18 protein-coding genes are annotated in these 23,050 nt (G+C 65.0%); 12 read left to right on the top strand and 6 right to left on the bottom strand.

The genetic code is table 11. The features are described 5' to 3' along the window. Nucleotides 1-81 precede the first annotated feature (81 nt). The 3 genes from MUB52_RS04700 to MUB52_RS04690 all read right to left on the bottom strand — a co-directional run bounded on the left by MUB52_RS04700 (nucleotide 82) and on the right by MUB52_RS04690 (nucleotide 3,061). Nucleotides 82-618 (bottom strand): tetratricopeptide repeat protein, encoded by a 537-nt coding sequence (locus MUB52_RS04700; protein ID WP_263843038.1) that lies wholly within the window; start codon nucleotides 616-618, stop codon nucleotides 82-84. A gap of 229 nt (nucleotides 619-847) precedes the next feature. Further along, nucleotides 848-1,816, bottom strand: a complete 969-nt coding sequence (locus tag MUB52_RS04695; RefSeq protein WP_263843037.1) for a YVTN family beta-propeller repeat protein — start codon at nucleotides 1,814-1,816, stop codon at nucleotides 848-850. A gap of 78 nt (nucleotides 1,817-1,894) precedes the next feature. Further along, complete coding sequence (locus MUB52_RS04690) at nucleotides 1,895-3,061, bottom strand: ABC transporter substrate-binding protein (protein ID WP_263843036.1); 1,167 nt, start codon at nucleotides 3,059-3,061, stop codon at nucleotides 1,895-1,897. Nucleotides 3,062-3,230: 169 nt separating this feature from the next. On the opposite strand from MUB52_RS04690, the gene pedF reads away from it, so the two are divergent. From pedF to MUB52_RS04660, 6 genes are all read left to right on the top strand, one after another. Next, nucleotides 3,231-3,917, top strand: a complete 687-nt coding sequence (pedF, locus tag MUB52_RS04685) for a cytochrome c-550 PedF (protein ID WP_263843035.1) — start codon at nucleotides 3,231-3,233, stop codon at nucleotides 3,915-3,917. A gap of 18 nt (nucleotides 3,918-3,935) precedes the next feature. After that, nucleotides 3,936-4,844: a substrate-binding periplasmic protein gene (locus MUB52_RS04680; RefSeq protein ID WP_263843034.1), complete on the top strand. Its 909-nt coding sequence runs from the start codon at nucleotides 3,936-3,938 to the stop codon at nucleotides 4,842-4,844. Between the two features lie 73 nt (nucleotides 4,845-4,917). After that, nucleotides 4,918-5,445 carry a CoxG family protein gene (locus MUB52_RS04675; protein ID WP_263843033.1) on the top strand — a complete coding sequence of 176 codons (528 nt, stop codon included), beginning with the start codon at nucleotides 4,918-4,920 and terminating at the stop codon, nucleotides 5,443-5,445. Nucleotides 5,446-5,470: 25 nt separating this feature from the next. Continuing rightward, complete coding sequence (locus MUB52_RS04670) at nucleotides 5,471-5,956, top strand: (2Fe-2S)-binding protein (RefSeq protein ID WP_263843032.1); 486 nt, start codon at nucleotides 5,471-5,473, stop codon at nucleotides 5,954-5,956. A gap of 154 nt (nucleotides 5,957-6,110) precedes the next feature. Beyond that, nucleotides 6,111-8,483 (top strand): xanthine dehydrogenase family protein molybdopterin-binding subunit, encoded by a 2,373-nt coding sequence (locus MUB52_RS04665; RefSeq protein WP_263843031.1) that lies wholly within the window; start codon nucleotides 6,111-6,113, stop codon nucleotides 8,481-8,483. 118 nt (nucleotides 8,484-8,601) lie between these two features. Further along, complete coding sequence (locus MUB52_RS04660) at nucleotides 8,602-9,390, top strand: FAD binding domain-containing protein (RefSeq protein ID WP_263843030.1); 789 nt, start codon at nucleotides 8,602-8,604, stop codon at nucleotides 9,388-9,390. 58 nt (nucleotides 9,391-9,448) lie between these two features. On the opposite strand, the gene MUB52_RS04655 is transcribed toward MUB52_RS04660, so the two are convergent. Beyond that, a complete protein-coding gene (locus tag MUB52_RS04655; RefSeq protein ID WP_263843029.1) occupies nucleotides 9,449-10,330 on the bottom strand; it encodes an FAD:protein FMN transferase in 882 nt (293 codons plus the stop codon). Next, a complete protein-coding gene (locus MUB52_RS04650; protein ID WP_263843028.1) occupies nucleotides 10,327-12,426 on the bottom strand; it encodes a 4Fe-4S binding protein in 2,100 nt (699 codons plus the stop codon). The genes MUB52_RS04655 and MUB52_RS04650 overlap by 4 nt, the downstream gene beginning before the upstream one ends. Nucleotides 12,427-12,677: 251 nt before the next feature. Here MUB52_RS04650 and MUB52_RS04645 point away from each other — a divergent pair, with 251 nt between their 5' ends. The 4 genes from MUB52_RS04645 (at nucleotide 12,678) to MUB52_RS04630 (ending at nucleotide 16,134) form a co-directional block, all read left to right on the top strand. After that, on the top strand, nucleotides 12,678-13,415 hold the full coding sequence (locus MUB52_RS04645) for an endonuclease/exonuclease/phosphatase family protein (protein ID WP_263843027.1): 738 nt from the start codon (nucleotides 12,678-12,680) through the stop codon (nucleotides 13,413-13,415). Beyond that, a complete protein-coding gene (cls, locus tag MUB52_RS04640; protein WP_263843026.1) occupies nucleotides 13,412-14,845 on the top strand; it encodes a cardiolipin synthase in 1,434 nt (477 codons plus the stop codon). Before MUB52_RS04645 ends, cls begins: the two co-directional genes overlap by 4 nt. After that, a complete protein-coding gene (locus tag MUB52_RS04635; RefSeq protein ID WP_263843025.1) occupies nucleotides 14,842-15,324 on the top strand; it encodes a hypothetical protein in 483 nt (160 codons plus the stop codon). Before cls ends, MUB52_RS04635 begins: the two co-directional genes overlap by 4 nt. 198 nt (nucleotides 15,325-15,522) lie before the next feature. Beyond that, the gene (locus MUB52_RS04630) at nucleotides 15,523-16,134 is read left to right on the top strand and encodes a hypothetical protein (RefSeq protein ID WP_263843024.1); all 612 of its coding nucleotides are present in this window, start codon (nucleotides 15,523-15,525) and stop codon (nucleotides 16,132-16,134) included. A gap of 4 nt (nucleotides 16,135-16,138) precedes the next feature. Here MUB52_RS04630 and MUB52_RS04625 read toward each other — a convergent pair whose 3' ends face one another. Beyond that, nucleotides 16,139-17,644 carry a winged helix-turn-helix domain-containing tetratricopeptide repeat protein gene (locus MUB52_RS04625; RefSeq protein ID WP_263843023.1) on the bottom strand — a complete coding sequence of 502 codons (1,506 nt, stop codon included), beginning with the start codon at nucleotides 17,642-17,644 and terminating at the stop codon, nucleotides 16,139-16,141. Between the two features lie 367 nt (nucleotides 17,645-18,011). Between MUB52_RS04625 and MUB52_RS04620 the strand changes: the two genes are divergently transcribed. Together MUB52_RS04620 and MUB52_RS04615 are read left to right on the top strand one after the other, a co-directional pair. After that, complete coding sequence (locus MUB52_RS04620; RefSeq protein ID WP_263843022.1) at nucleotides 18,012-20,348, top strand: DUF6851 domain-containing protein; 2,337 nt, start codon at nucleotides 18,012-18,014, stop codon at nucleotides 20,346-20,348. A gap of 712 nt (nucleotides 20,349-21,060) precedes the next feature. After that, nucleotides 21,061-22,989 (top strand): serine hydrolase, encoded by a 1,929-nt coding sequence (locus MUB52_RS04615; protein WP_263843021.1) that lies wholly within the window; start codon nucleotides 21,061-21,063, stop codon nucleotides 22,987-22,989. The last annotated feature ends 61 nt before the right edge of the window (nucleotides 22,990-23,050 follow it).

Here is a 23,050-nt window from a genome sequence, read left to right as displayed (position 1 = left end):
GCACCGCCGGGCAGCGCCCGATCCCCCTCGATGGGGGGAGGGCGCTTGCCCCTTGGTTGTGCAGGGGGCCGGCGTCGTGCCCTAGAAAACCGGCGCATACTTCCAGCTGTCGGCATCCGGCGTGACCTCGTCGAGGTCGTAGCCCGCCTCTTGCAGCCGTTTGGCGACGGCCAGCCCGTCGCGCGCGGCCTCATCGACGAACCGCCGCCCGAGCACCTCGTCCCGTGCGGTGCCGTGGCCGCGCATCAGGTTGAGGCCATGGTTGAACTTGCCCACCGGGTCGCCGAGGTCCGCTGCCTTGCGGTCCCATTCGGCGGCAGCGTCGGGGTCGTAGGCGCCGCCCAGCCCGTTGTTGTCGAGCTGGCTCATCCAGGTCATCGCCCCGGTGTAGCCCGCTTCGGCGCAGCGCTGGAACAGGCGGCGCGCGGCGGCGTGGTCGCCCTTCTTCGTGATCATGTAGCCGGAGGCGCAGAGCACCATCCCCGTCTCGCCGCGTTCGGCGCGCTCAAGCATGGATTCCCAGGTCATCTCGGAGGGGTTGAGCGTGCCGCCTGGGTCGATGTCCTCGGCGGTGAGCGGGGATGCCAGAATAAGGAGCGGGATCAGGAGCTGTTTCATAGCGGGCAGTATATCACAGGGGCGCGGGTGTTGCTCTTGGTTTGAGGTCGCAGAACAGGGTCGCCTTTTTACGTCGTATAATCAATGTGTTGATGTCTTGGCCCGGTGGCGGCGCCTCGACCGTTGGACAATGGACCGCCGAAAAGCGGAGCCAAAAGTGGCGTCGGTGGCGTATCGGTATCGCGTCGGTATCACGTCGGTTCGCAGCGCGCGGGCCGGTAGGGCGGCGTTAATTATCAGTTGGGCGGAAGGCGGCACCCCAGGGGAAGCGGCCGACCTTGATCGACTTGATCGCTTCGCGGCTGGCCACGTCGATCACGGTCACATCGCCCGATACCCCGTTCGTGGTGAAGACCAAGGACCGGTCGGCGTTGAAATCCATGTGCCAGACGCGGCGGCCCACGAGGATGTAGTCTTCGACCTCATAGGTGTCTGCGTTGACCACCGCCACGTGATTGGAGGGCCCGAGGGCCACGAAGGCGTGGGTATCGCCAGCGGTCATCTCGAAGCCGACAGGCTGCACCCGGTCGGGGTGCACGCCGTCGACGGCGAAGTCGATCTTGGTGATCTCTTCTTGTGTTGCCACGTCGAAGACCGAAATGGTGCCGCCGATCTCGGCGCTGACCCAGAGCTCGGTGCCGTCCTTGATGAATTCCGCGTGCCGCGGGCGGCTGTCGACCAGCGTGTTGGCAAAGAGCTCCTGTGTCTCGGTGTCGATCCAATGGGCCATGTTCGTGGTCTCGGAGGTGGTGATGGCGATGGTGCCATCGGGGCTGACGGCCATGCCTTCGGGCTCGATCCCGACGCTGATCTGGGCCACGACCGTGCGAGTCTCAGTATCGACCACGGTGGTGATCGCATCGTCTTCATTGGCGATATAGAGATGCCGGTTGTCCGGGTGCAGCACGAATTGCTCAGGATCCTCGCCCGAGGGCAATTCGTGCAGCACCTCGCCGCTTTCGGGGTCGATCACCTGGACGGTGTCGCTGTCCGAGGCGCAGACATAGAGCACCGAGTAGTCTTTCGAAAAGGTGATGCCGCGGGGGCGCTCGCCCACCTCGATGGTGCGTACGACCTCCAGCGTCTCGATGTCGATCACGCTGATCGTGTCGTCCTTCTCGTTGGAAATCCACATTTCGTCGGCGACGGCGGGCGTGGCAAGAAGGGGGATGGCGAGGAGGATCGGTTTGTATGTCATGGCGCGTCTCCTTTTTCTGGCGGTCGTGAGGGGCCAGCCCCTCACACTCCCCGGAGTATTTGGGGACAGGTGAAGGGGCTAGTCGAAGGCGGTGCAGGTGGTCTCGGGTTGGTCGATCCCGAGGGTGTCAAGTTCGGTGCGCTGGTGCAGGAACCCCTCGAGCGGGGCTTGCGCCACGAGGGCCGCGCGGGTGACGAGCGGGATGGGCTGGCGCAGCTGGCCATTCCACGACCGGAACGACAGCGGGCGGCCCTTGAAGCCCGCAAGTTCGAAGGCGTCCGAGAGCAGGTAGGCGCGGAGGGTGGCGGGGTCGGCGGAGTTGGTGCGGGTGACCGCCTCGCCCACCGCACGCACCGCGGCCCAGGCGGCGTAGTCCCGCGGGGTCATGTCGCGGCTGGCGAGATCGGAAAAGCGGCTGTGCAGCTGGGCCGCCCCCCATTGTTCGACCACCGGCGCCCAGGACACCGGCCGCAGCCCCTCCGACCCCGCGATGGGGCGGGGCTCCCAGGCGTTATAGGCGATGTAGCGGGCGAAATCATTGGCCACATCGGCGACGAGCAGCAGGTCGTGATCGGCCAAGTCTTGCGTGAAGAGCGGGACCTCCTGGGCGGCGTTGCGGCGCATGTCGGCATCGAAGATCCAGGGCTTTGTTTGGGCGATCTCGAGCCCGAACTTTATGGCGCTTGCGGTCAGCGCCGCGGCGAAATCGGCGTCCTCGGGTGCGTTGCCGGTGATCATCACGAGGTCGGTCCAGCGCTTGGCCTGTGCAAATTGCATCAGTGCGTCGGTCTGCATGGCAAAGCTGGTCTTGGTGTGCAGCAGGTTCGCGCGGCAATCCGCACCGCGCAGCGACATGTCGGAGGAGGAGGCGTTGAAGAGTACCGCGCCCTGCGCTTCGGGCAGATCGGCAATGGCGAGCAGGGTTGCCGCGGGCGCATCAAGCACCACGAATGAGCTGCGCCCCAGGGCGGCGCGGGCGTCGGGCAGCGGGTCGTCCTCGGCGGCGATCTCGATAATCTCGAGACTGTAGTCCTGACCAAGGAATTTGCCGGTCGTCAGGTTGTCTGCAAGACCCAACTCGGCCCCGGCCCGCCCACGATCTTCCGGGATCGGGTCGAGGTTGGAGAGCACCGGGCGTTCGGGCTCTGCATGGCGCAGCCAGACCAGCGGAACCTCCAGCGTCTCGGCCATGGCCGCGCCACAGAGTGCGGTGAAAATCGCCGAAGCGAGCAGGTGTTTCAGCATGACTCCTCCCAGTCGGCGACAGGATGACCGACCCTGCGTGGGGGCGCTATGCGACCAATGTCCAATTGGAAATCGCCCCGAGACGCCTGTCTCAAGACCAAGGTCGCATTGTTGGCGTGTCCTCCGCCGCGCTAGACCGGATGCAACTTCGGAGAGGAGGACTTTCACGATGCTGAAGGTAGGGACAACGACAGGCGCGCTGGTCTGCGCAGCCTCGCTGGCACTGGCCCATGGCGATGTGGCGCCGCAGCCGGTCAACACCGATGCGCTGCCCGATGTGGGCGAGGAATGGTTGATCGAGAACCCTTATCGCGCCGAGGCGGTGGGAGAGGAGGTTTGGCAGACGGCGATCACGATCGGCGCCTCGGGGTACAATCAGAATTGCGCACGTTGCCACGGGCTCGAGGTGATTTCGGGCGGATTGGCGCCGGACTTGCGCTTCCTGGAGGCGGAAGAATACGGCGATGAGTGGTACATGGAGCGGTTCGTGGAGGGCTATACGCAGAATGGCATCACCAAGATGCCCGCGTTCGGTGATCTGCTTGGTCAGAAAGCGGCCTGGGCGATCCGCACCTACATCGAGACGCGGCCCGATCAGGACATGGTCGACGAGCGCGCCGATGAGTTGAAAGAGATGCGCGACCAGTTTGCCGCCTGGGCCGAGGACCCTGCCGGCGCCGACCCGGATGCGGCCAAGGCACGGCTGAGTGAAATCGCGTCGGAGATCGAGACGCTATCGGGCGCGCCGGTGGCGGACAGCATTGCGCTTCGGGCGAGCAAGGTGGTCGACGGCACACCCGCGGCCTACAAGCGTGCGGCCGAGATCCTGACGATCGGCTTGTCAGCCGCGCATTGAGCGAACAGACTGGCGGGCATGAAGCTTTTCTCCCTGATGATGGCCCTCAGTCTTGGGGTCGGCCTGCTGGCCGACCCCGCGCCCGTTTGGGCAAATGACCCTTGCGCGGATCACGTGCCGCAGGCGCGGCCCCAGAACGCCAGCCGGGATATCGTCGGGCAGGAGCTCGACCAGATCATCGAGCAGGGGCATATGCTCTTTGCGGTCTACGAGGATTATCCGCCCTATTCATGGGAGGACGGGGGGCAGCCTCGGGGCGTCGACGTGGAGATTGCGCGGCTGATTGCTGAGTACATCGGGGTCGAGGCGCGGTTCAACTTCGTGGCTGCGGCGGAGAATCTGGATGCGGATTTGCGCAACAACCTGTGGCGTGGCGCGCTGATTGGCGGGCGGATCGCCAACGTGATGATGCGGGTGCCCTACGATTCGGCCTTTGCCTGCCGGGTCGAGCAGGTCGTCTTCACCGGGCAGTATCAGACCGAGACGATTGCGATCGCTTATCGTGCGGAGGCCTATCCGGAGGACAGGCCCGTGCCCGCCTACTTCCGCTTTGACACGGTGGCGGTGGAGAATGATTCCATTGCGGATTTCTATCTCTCCGGTCTCGCGGGCGGACAGCTCGGCGCCAATATCCGGCGCTATCCGGATATGGAGGCGGCGATGGGTGCGCTGGCCACGGGTGAGGTCAAGGCGGCGATGGGGCCGCGGGCGCAGCTCGAGCATGGGATGACGGAGGGCCTCGGTCTGCACCAGCCGCCTCTGCCCGGGTTTGCGGTGGGCACTTGGACGCTGGGGGTGGGTGTGAACCACCGTTACCGCCCGCTGGCCTATGACGTCGATGACGCCATCCGTGCAGCGCTGGACGACGGCCGCATCGCGGGGATTTACGAAGCCTATGGTTTGAGTTTTCTGCCGCCCGACCGCTAGACCTATCCATTGGTCTTATATCGCGACGCCAGGACAGACCGTAACGTCAGGTCGGAGACAGGAGGAGACCGATATGGAAATGTCCGGATCGATCACCATTGCCGCTGACCGCGAGACGGTCTGGGCGGCGCTGCTGAACCCGGATGTGCTCAAGGAGTGCGTCCCGGGCTGCCAGGAGATGACGGGCTCGCCTGAGGACGGCTTTGCCGCTACGGTGGTGCAGAAGGTGGGGCCGGTGAAGGCGACGTTCAAAGGCGAAGTGCAGTTGCAGGATCGCGTCGCGCCCGAGAGCCTGCGTCTGGTCGGCGAAGGCAAGGGGGGTGCTGCGGGCTTTGCCAAGGGCGGGGCCGATGTGCGCCTTGTCGGGGAGGACGGCAGCACCCGGCTGGACTATGAGGTCGAGGCCAAGGTCGGCGGCAAGCTTGCACAGCTCGGCAGCCGGATCATCGACGGCTTTGCCCGCAAGATGGCGGATCAGTTCTTCGAGCGGTTCCGGGAGGCTGTGGAAGGGCCGGCAGAGCCTTCCGCGGCAGACGATGCGACATCGGACGAGGCGGAGGCCCCCAAGAAAGGCTGGTTCCGCTCGATGGTGTCTGGTTAGGTGGGTTCAATCCAGGGAGGTATGAATGACCAAGATTGAAATGACGGTGAACGGGCGCGCGGCGTCCGGCGAAGTGGAAGGCCGGACGCTGCTCTCGTCTTTCCTGCGCGATGAATTGAAGCTCACGGGCACCCATGTGGGATGTGATACGAGCCAATGCGGCGCCTGCGTGGTGCATGTGGATGGCGAGGCGGTGAAAGCCTGTACGATGCTGGCGGTCGAGGCCGCGGGGTCTGAAGTGACGACGGTCGAGGGCATGGCAAATGCCGACGGTTCATTGAGCGTGATCCAGCAGGCGTTCCAGGACCATCACGGGCTGCAGTGCGGGTTTTGTACGCCCGGGATGGTGATGTCGGCGGCAGCGCTGCTGAAGGAGAACCCCAAACCAAGCGAGGCGGAGGTGCGGGACTATCTCGAAGGCAACATCTGCCGCTGCACCGGATATCACAACATTGTCAAGGCGATCATGGCGGCCTCCGGTCAGGAGGTGGCACCGGTCGCGGCGGAATAGCGTCGATGCGCGCCGGGGAGGGTGGCCTGAAAGCCCACCCCACCTGTCAGTTGCGCGCGAAACAAAACGCACAGGTGTCAGCCTCTGGGGCGAGACCCGTGCAACCAACAGGTAAGGTGGGCTTTCAGGCCACCGTTTGACAGGGAGGAAGGATATGCCGAAAGACGGAGGCATTGGCGCCAGTTCCAAGCGGCGCGAGGACGTACGGTTTCTGACCGGCGCCGGCAATTACACCGACGACATCAACATCCACGGGCAGGCTCATGTGGCTTTCCTGCGCTCGGATATCGCGCATGGCACGATCAACTCGGTCGATACCAGCGCCGCACAGGGTATGCCCGGGGTCGTGAAGATCTTCACTGGCGCGGACTTCGAAGCGGTGGGTGGCATGCCCTGCGGCTGGCAGGTCACGGACAAGCATGGCCAGCCCATGCAGGAGCCACGCCACCCGATTCTGGCCCACGGAAAGGTCCGCCATGTGGGCGAGCCCATCGCCGCGGTGGTGGCGGACACGTTGGAGCAGGCGCGCGATGCGGCCGAGGCCATCGTGCTCGACATCGACGAGCTTCCGGCCGTTGTCGACATGAAAGCGGCGGTGGCGAACAACGACGTCAAGGTGCATGACGATCTGACCTCGAACCTTTGCTACGACTGGGGCTTTGTGGAAGAGAACAAGGCGGCCACCGATGAGGCTTTCGAGAAGGCCGCGCATGTGACGACGCTGGAGCTGGTGAACAACCGGCTGGTCGCCAACCCGATGGAGCCGCGTGTGGCGGTGGGTGACTATGCCCGTGGCACGGATGAGTCGACGCTCTACACCACCTCGCAGAACCCGCATGTGATCCGCCTGCTGATGGGTGCCTTCGTGCTGGGCATTCCCGAGCACAAGCTGCGGGTGGTGGCGCCGGACGTGGGCGGAGGCTTCGGCACGAAGATTTTCCATTACCAGGAGGAGGCCTTCTGCACCTTTGCCGCCAAGGCCTGCAATCGCGCTGTCAAATGGACGTCGTCGCGCTCGGAAGCATTCATGTCCGACGCCCATGGCCGCGATCACGTGACCAAGATCGAGCTGGCGCTCGATGGCGACAACAACTTCACCGCCGTGCGCACCGAGACCTACGCGAATATGGGCGCTTACCTCAGCACCTTCGCGCCGTCGATTCCGACCTGGTTGCATGGCACGCTGATGGCTGGCAACTACAAGACGCCGCTGATCTATGTGAACGTGAAGGCGGTGTTTACGAATACTGTGCCTGTCGATGCCTATCGCGGCGCCGGCCGGCCCGAGGCGACGTTCCAGCTGGAGCGGGTGATCGACAAGGCCGCGCGGGAGTTGGGGGTCGACCCGGTGGAGTTGCGGAGGCAGAACTTCATCACCGAGTTCCCTTATGCCACGCCGGTGGCCGTCGAGTACGATACGGGCGACTACCATGCAACGATGGACAAGGTGCTGGAGCTCTCGGATCGGGATGGCTTTGCCGCCCGGCGGGCCGAGAGCGAGGCGAAGGGCAAGCTGCGTGGCTTCGGCATCAACTGCTTCATCGAGGCTTGCGGCATTGCGCCGTCGAACCTCGTGGGTCAGCTGGGTGCCCGTGCAGGGCTCTATGAAAGCGCCACGGTTCGGGTGAATGCCACGGGCGGGCTTGTGGTGATGACCGGCTCGCACAGCCACGGGCAGGGCCACGAGACGGCCTTCCCTCAGGTGATCGCGGATATGATCGGCATCGATGAAAGCATGATCGAAGTGGTGCATGGCGACACGGCCAACACGCCGATGGGCATGGGCACCTATGGCTCGCGCTCGATCGCGGTGGGGGGTTCGGCCATGGTACGGGCGACCGAGAAGATCATCGCCAAGGCCAAGAAGATCGCGAGCCACCTGCTGGAAGCCTCCGAGAGCGATATCGAGCTCAAGGATGGAGCGTTCAGCGTCGCGGGCACGGATAAATCCGTGGCCTGGGGGGACGTGACGCTCGCCGCTTATGTGCCGCACAACTACCCGCTGGAGGACATCGAGCCTGGGCTGGAGGAGACGGCGTTCTACGATCCAAGCAACTTCACCTATCCCGCGGGCGCTTATACCTGCGAGGTGGAGGTGGACCCGGCCACGGGTGAGGTGACCATCGAGCGTTTTGCGAGTGCGGATGACTTCGGCAATGTGGTCAACCCGATGATTGTCGAAGGCCAGGTGCATGGCGGGATCGCGCAAGGCATCGGTCAGGCGCTGTTGGAGAACTGTTCCTATGACGAGAACGGGCAGTTGCTGAGCGCCTCCTATATGGACTACGCGATGCCACGGGCGGACAACCTGCCAGCGATGGATCACTATGTGGTCGATCACTCCTGCCAGACGCCCTGCACGCACAATCCCTTGGGCGTGAAGGGCTGTGGCGAGGCCGGGGCCATCGGCTCGCCGCCCACGGTGATCAATGCGATCATCGATGCACTGCAGTCGGGCGGTCACAAGGTGGACCATCTGGACATGCCGGCGACCCCGGCACGCGTCTGGGCGGCGATGAACACATGATCTGAGCGGGGCGGGGGGCCAGCCCCCCGGCGGCCCTGCCGGGCCGCTCCCCCCGGGATACTTTGGGCCAGAAGAAGTCGTTGTTGCGCTCGCGCTGGCCAATGGAAAGGACGACGAGATGTATAACTTTGATGTGGAGACCCCGGGCACGGTCGCGGATGCGGTGGCTGCGATGGGGCGGGACGAGGCGCAGGCGTTGGGAGGGGGTCAGACGCTGATCCCGACGCTGAAGCAGCGCTTGGCGAGCCCCTCTGTGCTGGTGAGCCTCAGTCGCGTGGCGGAGATGAAGGGGGTGTGCACCGGCGATGACGGGCGGCTCTGCGTGGGCGGTGCCACAACACACGCCACCGTGGCGCGGGAGGCCACGCAGTATCCTGCGCTGGCTGCGATGGCGAGCCATATCGGTGATCCGGCAGTACGCAACCGCGGCACCATCGGCGGGTCGCTCGCTAACAACGACCCATCCGCCTGTTACCCGGCAGCGGTGCTGGGCTCGGGTGCGACAATTGTCACCAATACGCGCGAGATTGCGGCGGACGACTACTTCCAGGGCATGTTCAGCACAGCGCTGGAGGAGGGCGAACTCATCACCGAGGTGCGGTTCCCGATACCGGAGGTGGCCAACTATCAGAAATTCGTGCAGCCCGCCTCGCGCTTTGCGTTGGTCGGCGTCTTTGTCGCGAAGTTTGCAGACGGTGTGCGGGTCGCGGTGACCGGCGCCTCCGAGGATGGGGTGTTCCGTTGGTCGGAGGCCGAGGCGGCACTGTCGTCGGAGTTCTCGGCCTCTGCGGTGGGCGGTCTGGCGGTGTCGGGCGATGGCATGATCTCGGATTTGCATGGCACCGGAGCCTATCGTGCGCATCTGGTCGGCGTCATGACCAAACGTGCGGTGGAGGCTGCCGCTTAGGTCAAGTTAGGTGCTAAAACAGTGCGCCGTCCCAAAGAGGGACGGCGCTTTTTGCGTTTCAGAGCGTGATCAGATCGCCGTTTGATGCAACCGCGACGATGCGCCGAACGCCTGGCAGGGTCCGCAGCCTTTCCATCAGCGACAGAGGCGCAAGGCAGAGCGCCGTGGATAGCGCATCGGCCTCGGCGGCCCGCGTGGCGATGACGGACACCGTCGACCAGCGCGGTTCGGCGCCTTGAGGCCCGAGGATGTGAGTGGCATCGCCCACACGGGTCGCTGCTGGGCTCGACGTGGCGATGGCGCTGTTTTGCAGGGTCAGATGCCCCAGGTGGCCATGGACGGGGTCCGCAAGGCCAAGCCGGCGCGCGGGCCCAAAGGCGGCGTGCTCTCCGATATTGACGTGGATATCGGAAAGACCGGCGGCGCGCAGCGCATCGCTGACCAGATCGGTCGCATAGCCCTGTGCGATCCCGTTGAAGGTCAGCTGCTGTCCGGCGGCAAGAGAAATCTCGGTCCGGTCGAACTGCACGCGCTGCCAGCCGACGGTCGGGTAGGCCTCGGCCAGTGGTCGGCCCTGAGCGTGACTTTGCCAGAGCGCCTGGACGGTCGGATCGAAGAGCCCGTCAGTCGCAACGTGCATGGCCTTGCTGACTTCGAAGAGGCGCAGCATATAGACGGGCGGTGCTGCGAGGTGACCCATACGATTGAGCCGCACCAGCAGGCTGGTCGGATCGTAGAGGCTGAATAGCGCCTCGACGCGGGCGATCAGGCGCAGTGCCTCCTCAAGCGCGGGTTCGGCAATCTCGGCAGGGCCGCGGATCGCGACGCTGACATCCGCGCCCAACGCCCGCCCGTGCCAGCGGGTTGTGACACCCGCGGCACGGGCGGGCGCCGCCAAAGCGGCACAGCTGATCGTCAGGAAGCGACGCCGGGAGATCATTCGGCAGCCACCCGTCTGCGTGTCCCGGCCCGGTCCGCAAGGATCAGTGGCACGCATTGGGCGCGGTCGTCGTGGATGGTCACGCAGTCGAGGCAGTGGAAGCACTCGGAATAGCGGATCTCGCCGGTTGGTTTGATCGCGCCATAGCGGCACTTGACCTTGCAGAGCTGGCAGGGGCTGCCGCAGGCGGCGCGGCGCGGAATCCAGTTCCGGCCTCGGATCAGCCCGCCGATGGCCAGGAAAGCCCCGAGTGGGCAGACATAGCGGCAGAAGCCCTTGAAGAGCATCATGGAGAGCAGCAGCCAGAAGACCGCATATGCCACGTAGTACCATTCGCGGACAAAGAAGGTGGTGATGGCGGTCTTGAAGGGTTCGACCTCCGCGGCCTTGTCCGTGTAGTCGGGGGCGAAGAACACCACCGCCACAAGGGCCGCGAGCACGCCGTATTTGAGCCAGTTGAGGCGCGCGTCCCACTTGGCCGAGGGCTCGATCTGGCGAATGCCCAGTACGCGCCCGATGTGGCTGGCGAACTCCTGAAGCGCGCCGAAGGGGCAGAGCCAGCCGCAGAAGAGCCCCCGGCCCCAGAGCACCAGACCCAGGATCGCAAAGCTCCAGATCACCAGCGAGAAGGCGTCGTAGATCAGGAAGGCGTAGGAGCCGCCCTCGAGGGCCGCGCGCAGCGTGGCGAGCGGCGTGACGATGGAGAGCTGGCCCTGACCCCACCAGCCGATGAAGCCCGTAACGGCCGCCAGGATACTGAGGCGTATGGGGGTGTAGTGGCGCAGTGCTGCCAATTCGGACTGCCGCAGCAGCAGGACGGCGCAGAGCGCGGTGAGGGCCACGGCGGCAATGGCGATATCCACGGCGCGCCCGCGCAGCGCCTCCAGCCAGGGCGGATTGGGCGCCTGCACCACGGGGCGGGAGAAGAACCGTGCGTCGGTCTGATGCGTCAGGTCGAGCGAGACGGAGCCGATCTCGGGCTGGAACATGCCATGCTCGCGCACGGCCTTCACCTTGAACGTCCAGTCGGAGGCGGGGTCGAAGCCGAGCCGCCGGTCGGTGCGCAGTATCAGCCCCGCGCCGAAATCCGCGGCGTCGTGCAGCGCGTCGGGCACGTCGTCGTTGAGCTCGATGATCAGATCCGCATCGCGCAGCGCAATCGGGAACCCGCCCTGTTCGGCGCTCAGCCAGTCAGGTGCCGTGTTGCGGACGAAATCCTCTGACACAAGGCCGTGACGCCCGGCCTCGATCACCAGCAGGGGCTCATCGCTCGTCGAGATCGACATGAACTCCTGCAGTGCGGCGAAGCCGTCCTCGGACAGCACCGCGCGGGCGATCGACGGTGGGCCGAGGTCGACCAGCCAGAGGTCGAGGTAGATGCCCTTGGGATCGTCCAGCGCCTCCGGGTCATCATCCTCCCAGACGGTGCCGTCAAAGAGCGCCTGGATCTCAGCGTTGGTCACGGTCTTACGGACAACGAGGCCCTGTTCCACCAGATCGTCCCACGTCAGGTCTTCGTCGTGGTCGCGGTTGGGGTAGGCGGGCGGCCCGGCAGAGACGCCACCCATCTTCTCGCGTGCGACCTGAAGTGCGGCGGCCAGGATGCTTTCATGGGCGATGCGTACGCTGGCGGTGCCTTTGGTCACCCCGTCGAGGTAGACCAGCGCCGAGCTGTCATCGCCGGCGCCATAGGGTGAGCCGACGACCAGACTGTCCGAAATGGAATGGCCCCGATACTGCTTGAAAAAGTCGAAGAAGAGCTTCTCAGGCAGGCCCGAGACGAAGATCGGCTCGTTGTGGTTCAGCAATTGAACGTCGAGGAAGCGCCCGTCGAGGTCGAGCACCACCAGCGCGTTGATCGGCGCGCCCGAGAAACCGGGCAGGGGCGCCATGGGTTCCGTTTCGAACACGTAGCCTGCATGCGCGCCGCCGGAATTCAGAAGCTCGTAGACACCCTGATCGCTGATCATTTCGCCGAGCGACATCGGCGGCACGATCAGCGGTGCCAGCACGTCGCGCGGCGTGGGCTCCGCTTGAGCGGAAACCGGTCCCAGGACCGCGAGGGTCCAGAGCAGTAGCGCGCGCACCAATACCATGCGGCATGATTGCACATCTGACGCGGCCCGGCGAAATGCGACTTTGGTCGGGTGGCTGCCCGGTTCGACGTCTGCGGGGCCTCTGGCCTGTCGCGCCGAGCAGCGGTCGCATGGCACTCGTTTCCGCTTGAAACGGAACCTGCACGAGGATCACGCACGCCTGTGATCGGCCAAGAGACATCCACGCGGCGCCGGCTCTTGCCAAAGCCGGCCCGGCGGATGAGATTGGGACTTGGCGTCACGAAAGAGGGATGAGAAATGGGCACAGCAGGCGGGACACGACCGATCCGGATGACCGCCGCGTGATGCGCATTGCAAGCTACAACATCCGCAAGGCCGTGGGCCTCGACTGGCGGCGCGATCCTGAGCGGATAGCCGATGTTCTGGCCGAGATCGACGCCGATGTCGTGGTGCTGCAGGAGGCCGACAAACGCACCGGTACGCGCGAGGGCGTTTTGCCGCTCGACCGGCTGGAGGGCGAGCTGGGCTACGTGCTTGCCGATGTCTCCGCGCGGCCGCTGAGCCACGGCTGGCACGGCAATGCGATCCTGATGCGGGAGCGCTTTGCGGTACGCGAGACGTCCCGCATCGATATCCCATCGCTCGAGCCGCGGGGTGCGGTGGCGGTGCGCGTGGGACCGCCCGATCTGGAGGTGGTCGGCGTGCACCTGGGGTTGACCCGGGCGATCCGGCGCAAGCAGATGACGGCCCTGCAGGCCTACCTGGATCGCTGCGATCACCCGGTCATCATCGCGGGGGATTTCAACGAGTGGAACGGCGACAAGATGGAATTCAACGCTGGCACGCAGGTGGTCTCGCCCGGGCCGAGCTTTCACGCGGCGCGCCCCGTGACCGCACTCGACCGCTTCGTTCTGGCAGGCGCGCTCGAGCCGGTGGCTGCCCATGTGCATCGGTCTGACCTGGCGCGCCGCGCGTCGGATCATCTGCCCATCGTGGTGGATGTGCAGTTTGCGGTGACGTCGTTATGATCTGGCTGATCGTCGCTGCGCATGTCTTTGTCGTTGTGGGCTTCACAACGCGCATCCTGCTGCGCGACGACCTGTCGCCGCCGGCGCGCTTGGCATGGTTCGTGGTGCTGAACCTGCTGCCCTACCTCGGCAGCGCGGTCTACTTTCTCTTCGGCGAGATCGACATCGGCCACCGTGCCGACAAGCGGCACAAAGCGGTCTTCGACGGTCTGAAGGCACGGGCGCAGGGCTTCATGGGAACGCCCGATGCGGCCGACACGCTGATCGGCGAGGTCTACCGCCCGGCCTTCCATTACGCTGCGTCGATCAACGGCTTTCATCCGGTCTCGGACAATTGCGCGGAACTGCTGGCTGATGAGGCGGAGACCACCGCGCGGCTGGTCGAGGACATCGATGCGGCGACCGAGCGGGTGAGCGTGCTCTACTACATCTGGCTCACCGACGCGACCGGCACGGCGATTGCCGACGCCCTGATCCGCGCAGCCGAGCGCGGCGTGGTCTGCCGCGCGATGGCGGACGGCCTGGGCTCGCGCGGGCTGGTCCGCTCGGAGCTGTGGCAGCGCATGGAAGAGGCCGGGGTGCGCTGCGCGGTTGCCCTGCCGCTGAAAAATCCGGTCCGCACGGTGCTGACCAGCCGGCTCGATTTGCGCAACCACCGCAAGATCACGGTGATCGATGGCACCATCACCTATTGCGGCAGCCAGAATGCGGCAGACCCCGAATTCCGCATCAAGGCGAAATACGCGCCTTGGGTCGACGTGATGTTGCGCCTCAAGGGCCCTGTGGTCGCGCAGAACGAGATCCTGTTCCTCAGCGATTGGCTGCAAGCCACCGGCGAGCAGTTCGAGACGCTGCCGCTGCGCGCCGAGTCCGTCGCCGGCGGGTTCCCGGCGCAGGTCATGGGGGACGGCCCGACGGAGCGCCGGGGCGCGACCCCACAGCTCTTTTCGGGCCTCTTCGCCAGCGCGCAGGAAGAGCTGATCCTCTCCACGCCCTATTTCGTGCCCGACGCGACGGTGTTGGAAGCGCTGTGCGCCGCCGCCTATCGCGGTGTGGCGGTCAGCCTGATCTTTCCGAAGCGCAATGACAGCTGGGTCGTGGCGGCGGCCAGCCGCAGCTACTACCGCAAGCTTTTGTCGTCCGGGTGCCGCATCCATGAGTTCCGGGACGGGCTGTTGCATGCCAAGACCCTGACCATCGACGGGCAGGTCAGTGTTGTCGGCTCGTCCAACCTCGATCAGCGCAGCTTCGATCTGAATTACGAGAACAATATGCTGTTGCAGGATGCCGCGATCACCTGCGATCTGCGGGCGCGGCAGCAAAGTTACATCGCGCGGTCTGACCCGGTGCGCCACGCCGAGGTGCTCACCTGGCCGCGGCATGAGCGCATCTGGCACAATGTGATTGCAACCATCGGACCCGTGCTATGAGCCAGCCTGACGGCGATCACCCCCGAGAGGTCTATCCGCCGCGCGCCGTGACCCGCCACGGGGTGGCGGAGGTGGGCGCGCTGCGTGTGAAGGTTTACGGCTTGGCCGCGCCGGGCAAGGAGGTGACCGCCGGGATGCGGGCGCGGGCGGAGCGGTTTCTGGCCGAGGAGGTCTGCGCCCGGGTCGCCGAGATGGGCGACAGCAACGATCTCGGCTTTGTAATCATCCATCCGGGAGACTGGGGGATCTCGATTGCGGCGCAGTGGTGGGTGCAGGGCTCGGTCCTCTGCCAGCACATTTATCGCCAGCTCTACGAGGCGGCAGAGCCGATGGACACGGCGCATCGCCCGGTGGTGGGCTGTGTCTGGGAGCTGGCGATCATCGAGGCGGAGCAGGCCACCTGGCGGGAGACGATGATGGGAGCTACGCCGAAGCCCGAGCGCTATCTGGCCACGTGGCTGCGGGCTGATCACGTCTGAGGCTTCGCCCAAGCCTTTGATTTGGCGAAAGCCTCACAGACTCAACGAAAACTCATCAAAAAGCCCTGCGGCGTCGGCGGTAGGCTCTGACCTGCGCTGTCCAGCCGGGCGGCGCACCTTTTTTAGCAAGTTATTTTGGAGGGTGGAGCCTTGTGCAGCAATGTGGACAAATCATCCTTTGGCCAGAGGTCAGCGGGCTTGATCCGATCACCGGGGCCCGGTGCGCTCTACAACATCGGCAATCTGCTTGCGCTGGTGTCGGGCGCAGTCATGCCGCTTGTGCACTTGCGTGTCGATATGGGCGTCGGTGCGGCCCTTGCCGCGCATTTCGCGGGCAGCCCGGGTGCGCTTTGGCTGAGCGGGGCGATGGGGCTCTTCCTTGTTTCCGGTGTCTTCTATGACCGCGCCTGGCGTGACGCTGCGCAGCCGCAACCGCGCCTTGTTCAATTGGGCGATCTGCTGGCGGGCATCGCGGCGATCATGCTCACCGTCGCGCTTGTCTGGCTGGGCGATACGGCGCTGGCGCTGCTGGCCGGGGTGCTCCTGGCGGGGGGCAAGCTGGGCACGGCGGTGCTGCCCACCGTTTCTGTCCCGGGCCAGACATTGCTCGACAGAGGCTTCCGCATGGCCGTGATCATCAGCCGGGGGCCCTCCATCGCGGCGCTTGCGCTGACGCTGTCCGACAGCAACGGCACGCTGTCGGAGATTGCACTGCCGACGATGATGATCTTTTGTTTTCTGCTTTGGTTCTGGGCCGATCTGCTGCTGCTGAAGGCCGGCCCCGTGCAACTGATCGAGCCGCTCCGCTAAGCGTTCAATCGAGGCCAAGCCGCGCCACCGCCTCGTGGTAGACCTCCAGGGTCGGCTCAGCCACCATCCCCATGTTCTTGGGGTATGCGTCGAAGTCGAAATGCGGGTATTTGGCCCGCAGCACCTGGAGCGTCTCTCGTGCAGCGTCGGTCTTGTTCTGCAGGGCCTGCGACAACAGGCGGATCACGTAGGTGGATTCGTAGTCAGGGCCGGTCTCCGCCACCGCCTCCGCCTCCGCGTAGCGGCCTGAAAAGAGCAGGTTGCGGCCACGCGCAAATGCATAGAAGGCGGCTGGCAAGGGGCAGAGCGAGAAGGCAGTGTCCAGCATCTGTTCCGCCAGGTCGAACTCGCCGACCACGAGGGTCAGCGAGGACGCGGTGTTGAGAGCGGCCAGCGAGTCGTTCTGAGCAAAGTCAGCGGCGCGCACCGCGGCGTTGCGGGCCAGGGCCGGGCGGCCGGTGTTGGCGAAGGCGCGTGCACATTCCGACAGGATCAAAGGGTCGCGGCTGTCGATGCTCAGCGCCTTCTCGGCGGAAAGGGCGGTTTCCTGGACCCATTCCTCGTGGCTGCGCGCGTTTGAGACGGCCTCGCCGCGGTCGCAGAACATGGAGCGCATCAGATGGCCGCGGGCAAACTCGGGGTCAAGCTCGATGACCTTCTCGGCATGCGCCAGGCCGCGTTGCATCGACGCCTGATCATAATGTTCCTCCAGATGGCAGGCCATCACGTAGTGCTCATACGCGTTGAGTTCGGAAAGCGGACGGCGCACCGCATAGCGCTGTTCGGCCCGCACGATGGCGCCTGAAGGTCCGCCGATGTGATTGGCCACCGTCAGCGCGATGTCGCCCGAAAGCTGCGGCATCAACGTCACTGGCCGCTCGATGGTCTCGGCCCAGACGTGCAGCCCGTTGCGCCCGTCGATGAGCTGGAATTGCGCCTTGAGCTGGTCCGGCCAGGCCGAGAGGCTGCTTTCCACCACGTAATCCGCGTTGAGCTGGTCCACCACATCGAGGATGGACTTCGACGTGTCGGCGGCAAAGGACGAGATCCGTGCGATTACGGCCAGATCGCTGAAGCGGGCAAGATCGGTGATCAACTCGTCGGCCATACCATCCGCAAAGCGCTGCCACCGCGCCCCGCCTTCGAGGCAGTCGGGCCGCAGCACCGCGATGCGCGGACGCCGGATGCCGCCGAGCGGGTCAGTGGTGCTGCGCAGGACCTCGACGCCGCCGATCAGCCGGAACCCCTTGCCGCGGATCGTCTCGATATAGCGCGGGTTGCTGGCATCGTCGCCAAGGGCCTGGCGAATGTCGAAGATGTACTCGCGCACCAGATCCGGTGTGACGTGCACGTCCTGCCAGATCGCCTTGAGGATTTCATCGCGGGAGACGACCGCCCCCTGGTTCTGCAGCAGATAACGCAGAACCGCGCTGGCCTTTCCCGTGAGATGCGCGACTTCCTCCTCCGCCTCAAGACGGTTTTCGGATGGAATGAAAGACCATTTGCGCATGTGATGCCCCCAATGCATGCCGCGTCTTCACGTGGAATCAACGTTAACTCAACACGCAGGTTAAGACGGACCGGGATATCCTCCAAATCGGGCCTTTCGAGGCCCGCGTCCAACAGTGAGTTTGGGGGGTGATGAAAGTGAAAGCATCACACAGGAGGCAAGGCGCCGCCCGCATCCGGCGGCAATGGCGCGGCATCGCGCCTTTGGACCGTTGCATGACGCAGGATGTGCCGGGTTTATCGGCAGGCTTTCTATCTGTGGTTGAAGCAAGCCCTTGATTTCAATGACAACTCTTTGGATTCCGGGCGCTCTCATATAGGATTGTGCCATTTTTTAAGACAATGCATTTTGCATGGAGTGATTGATTATGAATGTTCAACAGCAATCTATTGTCGCGCAATGGAACGAGGTGATGCTCGAAGCCATTCGCGAAGGGAGCGCCAAGCCGACCGCCACGACCTATCAGCTGCATCTGGTCAGTTCCGCTGTGTACGACGCCTGGGCCGCCTTCGATCCGGATGCTTACGGGCACTACTCGGAAATCCGGACGGGGCTGAGCAACACCGACGCCAACAAGGCCGAAGCGGTCAGCTTCGCGGCCTATGCGACCCTGATCGCGCTCTTCCCCGGCGAGATCGACAAGTTCGATGCGTTCATGGCGGAGCTGGGCTTTGACCCAGCGAATGCGGATCCCGGCACCGGAACCGCCGCTGGCGTGGGCGCACTTGCGGCTGAGAATGTCTTTGCGGCGCGGGCCGAGGACGGCTCGAACGCAGCGAATGACTTCGCGGATACCAGCGGATATGCCCCGGTAAACTCCGCCGATCCGGACAGCGGCCGTGCACCAGGCGGACCCGACTTCGACCCCAATCATTGGCAACCCCTGCGCGTGCCGACCGGTACGGCGACAGATGCCAATGGTGTGCCGATTGTCGATAACGACGATCCCTCCAGTTATGTGGACCAGATCGCGCTGACGCCGCATTGGGGTGATGTGGACAGCTTCGCGCTGGCCTCGGGTGACCAGTTCCGGCCCGATGCTCCACCGCAGCTGGGGCATTTCTCCGAGTATGTGGATGGCACCGGCAAGCTGACCACGAACGATCAGGCCTACCGCGATCAGATTGCCGAGGTGGTCGAGTTCTCTGCGGGGTTGACCAACGCGCAGAAGGTGATTGCGGAGTTCTGGGCCGATGGGCCGCGCACCGAGTCGCCTCCCGGTCACTGGAACCAGATCGCGCAGGACATCGCCTTGCGGGAAGGCCACGGCATCGACCAGGATGCCAAGCTGTTCTTTGCGCTGAATGCAGCGGTGTTCGACGCGGGCATCGCCACCTGGGAAGCGAAATACACCTATGACTATGTGCGCCCGCAGTCGGCGATCCGCGATCTCTTCTACGACCAGGAGATCGAGGCCTGGGGCGGGGTCAATCAGGGCACGCAGACGATCCTGGGGCAGGAGTGGCAGCCCTACCAGAATGTGACCTTCGTAACGCCGCCGTTTCCGGAGTATGTCTCGGGGCATTCCACCTTCTCGATGGCTGCGGCCAAGACCATCGCGAGTTTTGTCGGCTCGGACGCCTACTACGACGGGACGTCGCTCAGCAATTACGATCTCGACGGCGTTCCGGGCACCGATCTGCTGGGCCGTTACGAGACCAGTGAATTGGTTTTCGAGGATTTTGGTGAGGGGCCGCCCGTGGTCCTCCAGTGGGAGACCTTGACCGAGGCCGCTGAAGAGGCCGGTATCTCGCGGCTCTACGGTGGCATCCACATTCAGGACGGCAATTTGAACGGTCTCGAGATCGGTCGCAAGGTTGCCGCCAATGCCGAGATCCGCTGGGAGGCGCTGTTCACCCGGGGCGGTGACGACAGGATCGTCACGGACCGCGACGGCGGGCTTACCATTGCCGGCGCGGGTGACGATACGGTCGTTGGACGGCGTGGCGATGACGAGATCGAAGGTGGATCAGGCGATGACGATCTGGGTGGCGGTCGTGGAGGCGATCTGCTGGATGGCGGCGAGGGCGATGACAGCCTGCGCGGTCAGCGAGATGAAGACACGCTGATCGGCGGCGAGGGCGATGATACGCTCCGCGGCGGGCGTGATGATGACCTCTTGAAAGGCGGCCTCGGCGATGACAGCCTCTTCGGCGGGCGCGATGACGACACGATCTACGGCGGCCGCGGCGATGACATGATCGCCGGGGGGCGGGGCGACGACCTGGTGCATGGTGGTCGTGACGATGACACGGCGTCAGGCGGGCGTGGCAGCGATACGGTCTTCGGAGAGCAGGGTCGTGATACGCTGTCAGGCGGGCGCGATGATGACGAGCTCGATGGCGGTGCCGGCGCGGATCTCGTCGAGGGTGATCGCGGCAATGACACGGTCTCCGGCGGGGCTGGGCGCGATACTGTGTCCGGAGGCGACGGGTTCGACCTCCTGAGCGGCGGTCGCGGCGCGGATGTCTTCCTGTTCCGGCTTGGCGAGACCGGCTTCGATGTGGTCGCGGACTTCAACCGCAACCGGGATCAGGTACAGCTGGTCGGGTTCGAACCGCAGGACGAGGTCGATGTCATCGATATCGGAACCGATGCGATCCTCACGGTTGGGGGGGATGAAATAGCACTCTTCCGTTCAGTGGAGGCGGGCGACCTCTCGCTTGGAGACACCTTGTTTTTCGTTGATGAGGTCTGGGCGTAGAGCGCCTGCGGGGGGGGGGGGGCCCCCCCCCCCCCCCCCCGGCAGGCTCGCCACCCAGCCCATCTGTCGCGCCGCAGGCCGCGGAAGCGCGGCAGCCTCTCCTGCACTGCCTTGTCGGGGGCCTCAGCATCACGCACCATACGGTGAAGAGCTGCAACGCGTTCGGTCAAGGTCGACCGTGTGTCGACCTGAAGGCCTTTCGGGAGCTGTTCGACTGTCGGCTGTAACCCGATCGTCCATGGCTCTGTTCGGGGCGAGCGGATGTCGGCATGGCGCGCGGCTTCGGCGGGATCCTCGCCCTCTCGTTTCCGAGCGCCCAACGATTGTGTCTTCTCTGCCGCACGCATCCGCCTGTGCGGCCTGATCCTCGGACAGCAGCGTCCAGATGATCATCCAGTCGAGCGCATCGCGACCCAGCCAGGGAGATGCGGAGCGGCCCCGCAGGGCGCGCGCGCAGGTCCGGTGGATCCGGCAGGCGTCAGCCCGGTTGGTGCCCGCCCTACAGCGAGGTGGCCCCACGCTGCCGTTCGCGAGACCCTGTGGTTGCGCACTCGGCAGCGGAGGTGTCTGTCCTCCGGGCCAGGGCGATCCGCCGCTCCTCTGTTCTGATGTGTCCTGACCGATCCAGCCGGACGCCAAGGCGGCCGGGTTGAGGCAGATGCGTCACCGGGCCATCCGCCCGCTGACTTTTGCAATGATCAAGGATCCTATCATGCCTGTTTTCGACCTCAGCGCCCTGCAAGCCGCTCCGCGTGCCGTCATCGACGCGTTTCACGGCAGCACGCCGGCGCCCGCCGTTCTCATGGAGATACACCGCGACGGGCTCTCTGTCGCGGAGGCACGCGGCGTTGCCGATCTGGCCAGCGGCGCCGCGGCAACGACCGATCACGCGTGCCAGATCGGATCGCAAACCAAGATGATGACCGGGGTTGTCGTGCTGAACCTCGTCGCCAGCGGCGCGATCGACTTCGACGCGCCGCTGGCGGATCAGATGGATATCGCGGGGCTGGAGGGCATTGCGAACATCGAGACGGTCACCGTCCGGCAACTGCTCGCCAACCGGTCCGGCATCCCGGACTTCGACAGCGTGCCGGGCAGCGGCGGGCTGCCGGCCTTCATTGAGGCCTTACTCGCCGATCCGACCCAACCGATGGGCACCGACGCGCTCTTGGGCATAGCGACGGGGCAGCCGGCGGCCTTTGCGCCGGGCGAGGCCTACGCGTATTCGAACACCAACTTCCTGCTTCTCGAAAAGCTGGTCGAGCAGGTGACCGGCCAGTCCTTTGGCGAGGTGCTGGAGGCGCAGATGTTCACCCCCGCGGGCATGGCCGATACCGTCTTCGCGCCGCACAGCGGGACGGCGTCGATGCTGCGCTCCTATGCGGAGCTTGTCCCCGGCCAACCCTTCGATGTTACCGACGCTCCGCTCCATTTCGGGGCTGCGGGCGGTGCGGTTTCCACCACGGGTGATATGGTGCGCTTCATGGATGCGTTGCTGCTGTCCAAGACACTCTTGCCCCCGGAGCAGCTGGCCCAGATGCTGGACTTTCGGGCACCGGACGGCACGCCGAGCCTGGATGGAGAGAGCTTCGGTCTCTCCTCAGGCATCGTCTTCGGCCAACAGCTGATCGGGTTTCAGGGCGGAACGCTCGGAACCAACTCTGGGACGTTCGTACACGTCGACAGCGGGACGATTGTGACAGTTGCGGTCTCGCATTCCGGCGCCGAGCCGGTCGACCTTCTCGCCGCGGCCTTCGCGGCCATCTTCGACGATGACAATTGGGCAAGCTTCGACCCCGACGCCGGCAGCTTCGAGATCGCGGCCTCGGCCGCTGAGGTGACGCTCAGCGAAGGCATTGATGTGCGGGGCAATGCGGAGACAAAGCTGAGCCTCGACGGCGTCAGCCTCAGCCTCGACGGCGCGCTGGCGGAGTTCGATGCGGACCGGTTCAGTTTCGAGGATGGTTCGGTTCTGCGGATCGGATCGGGCCGTGGCGATCACATCGACATCCTGCGCGCCGCGCCGGGGGCCGTGGATGCGGACAACCAGCTTTTGGGACTGCAGGGCAACGATCATCTGCGCGGCGGCTTCGGTGACGACTGGATCGGCGGCGGCGGGGGCCGGGACTACCTGAGAGGGCGCGCCGGTGATGACACTCTGGATGGCGGTGCGGGAAGTGACCGGATGTATGGCGATTACGGAAATGACGACCTGCGTGGCGGCGAGGGCGCGGATCTGCTGCGCGGGGGCCACGGCGCGGACAGGCTCGACGGCGGCGCAGACCGGGATCGCCTCTTCGGCGACAAGGGTGACGATGCGCTCTCCGGCGGGTCGGGCGATGACATGCTCTATGGCGGCTCGGGCGACGATACGCTTGACGGCGGCAGTGGCAATGACCGGATGTGGGGCGGACAGGGCGCCGATGTCTTCGTCTTCGGAGAGGACGCCGGACACGATCGTATCTACTGGTTCGATGCGGAGCGCGATGCGCTGGACTTCTCAGCCACGGGTCTCGGCTACAAGGATCTGACAATCGAAAGCTGCGGCTGGGGCCGGGTTCAGATTTCTTATGGCAAGAATGAGATTGATCTGATCGGTGTATCGCTTACAGACCTCACCGAGGATGTGTTCATATTCTGATCGCATTTTGTGAGGATCGTTCCGCCTGCGATCTTGGTGCCGGTCTGGTGGCCAAGGTCGC

Source organism: Roseobacter sinensis (genome assembly GCF_025755255.1).
GTDB lineage: Bacteria > Pseudomonadota > Alphaproteobacteria > Rhodobacterales > Rhodobacteraceae > Roseobacter > Roseobacter sinensis.
Note: the sequence above shows the minus strand (reverse complement) of the source record. Positions and strands in the feature narration are given on the sequence as shown.

Excerpts from the sequence above, each read along its gene's own strand:
- MUB52_RS04700 (WP_263843038.1), bottom strand. The coding sequence starts at position 618 with ATGAAACAGCTCCTGATCCCGCTCCTTATTCTGGCATCCCCGCTCACC.
- MUB52_RS04695 (WP_263843037.1), bottom strand. The coding sequence starts at position 1,816 with ATGACATACAAACCGATCCTCCTCGCCATCCCCCTTCTTGCCACGCCC.
- MUB52_RS04690 (WP_263843036.1), bottom strand. The coding sequence starts at position 3,061 with ATGCTGAAACACCTGCTCGCTTCGGCGATTTTCACCGCACTCTGTGGC.
- pedF (WP_263843035.1), top strand. The coding sequence starts at position 3,231 with ATGCTGAAGGTAGGGACAACGACAGGCGCGCTGGTCTGCGCAGCCTCG.
- MUB52_RS04680 (WP_263843034.1), top strand. The coding sequence starts at position 3,936 with ATGAAGCTTTTCTCCCTGATGATGGCCCTCAGTCTTGGGGTCGGCCTG.
- MUB52_RS04675 (WP_263843033.1), top strand. The coding sequence starts at position 4,918 with ATGGAAATGTCCGGATCGATCACCATTGCCGCTGACCGCGAGACGGTC.
- MUB52_RS04670 (WP_263843032.1), top strand. The coding sequence starts at position 5,471 with ATGACCAAGATTGAAATGACGGTGAACGGGCGCGCGGCGTCCGGCGAA.
- MUB52_RS04665 (WP_263843031.1), top strand. The coding sequence starts at position 6,111 with ATGCCGAAAGACGGAGGCATTGGCGCCAGTTCCAAGCGGCGCGAGGAC.
- MUB52_RS04660 (WP_263843030.1), top strand. The coding sequence starts at position 8,602 with ATGTATAACTTTGATGTGGAGACCCCGGGCACGGTCGCGGATGCGGTG.
- MUB52_RS04655 (WP_263843029.1), bottom strand. The coding sequence starts at position 10,330 with ATGATCTCCCGGCGTCGCTTCCTGACGATCAGCTGTGCCGCTTTGGCG.
- MUB52_RS04650 (WP_263843028.1), bottom strand. The coding sequence starts at position 12,426 with ATGGTATTGGTGCGCGCGCTACTGCTCTGGACCCTCGCGGTCCTGGGA.
- MUB52_RS04645 (WP_263843027.1), top strand. The coding sequence starts at position 12,678 with ATGAGAAATGGGCACAGCAGGCGGGACACGACCGATCCGGATGACCGC.
- cls (WP_263843026.1), top strand. The coding sequence starts at position 13,412 with ATGATCTGGCTGATCGTCGCTGCGCATGTCTTTGTCGTTGTGGGCTTC.
- MUB52_RS04635 (WP_263843025.1), top strand. The coding sequence starts at position 14,842 with ATGAGCCAGCCTGACGGCGATCACCCCCGAGAGGTCTATCCGCCGCGC.
- MUB52_RS04625 (WP_263843023.1), bottom strand. The coding sequence starts at position 17,644 with ATGCGCAAATGGTCTTTCATTCCATCCGAAAACCGTCTTGAGGCGGAG.
- MUB52_RS04620 (WP_263843022.1), top strand. The coding sequence starts at position 18,012 with ATGAATGTTCAACAGCAATCTATTGTCGCGCAATGGAACGAGGTGATG.
- MUB52_RS04615 (WP_263843021.1), top strand. The coding sequence starts at position 21,061 with ATGCCTGTTTTCGACCTCAGCGCCCTGCAAGCCGCTCCGCGTGCCGTC.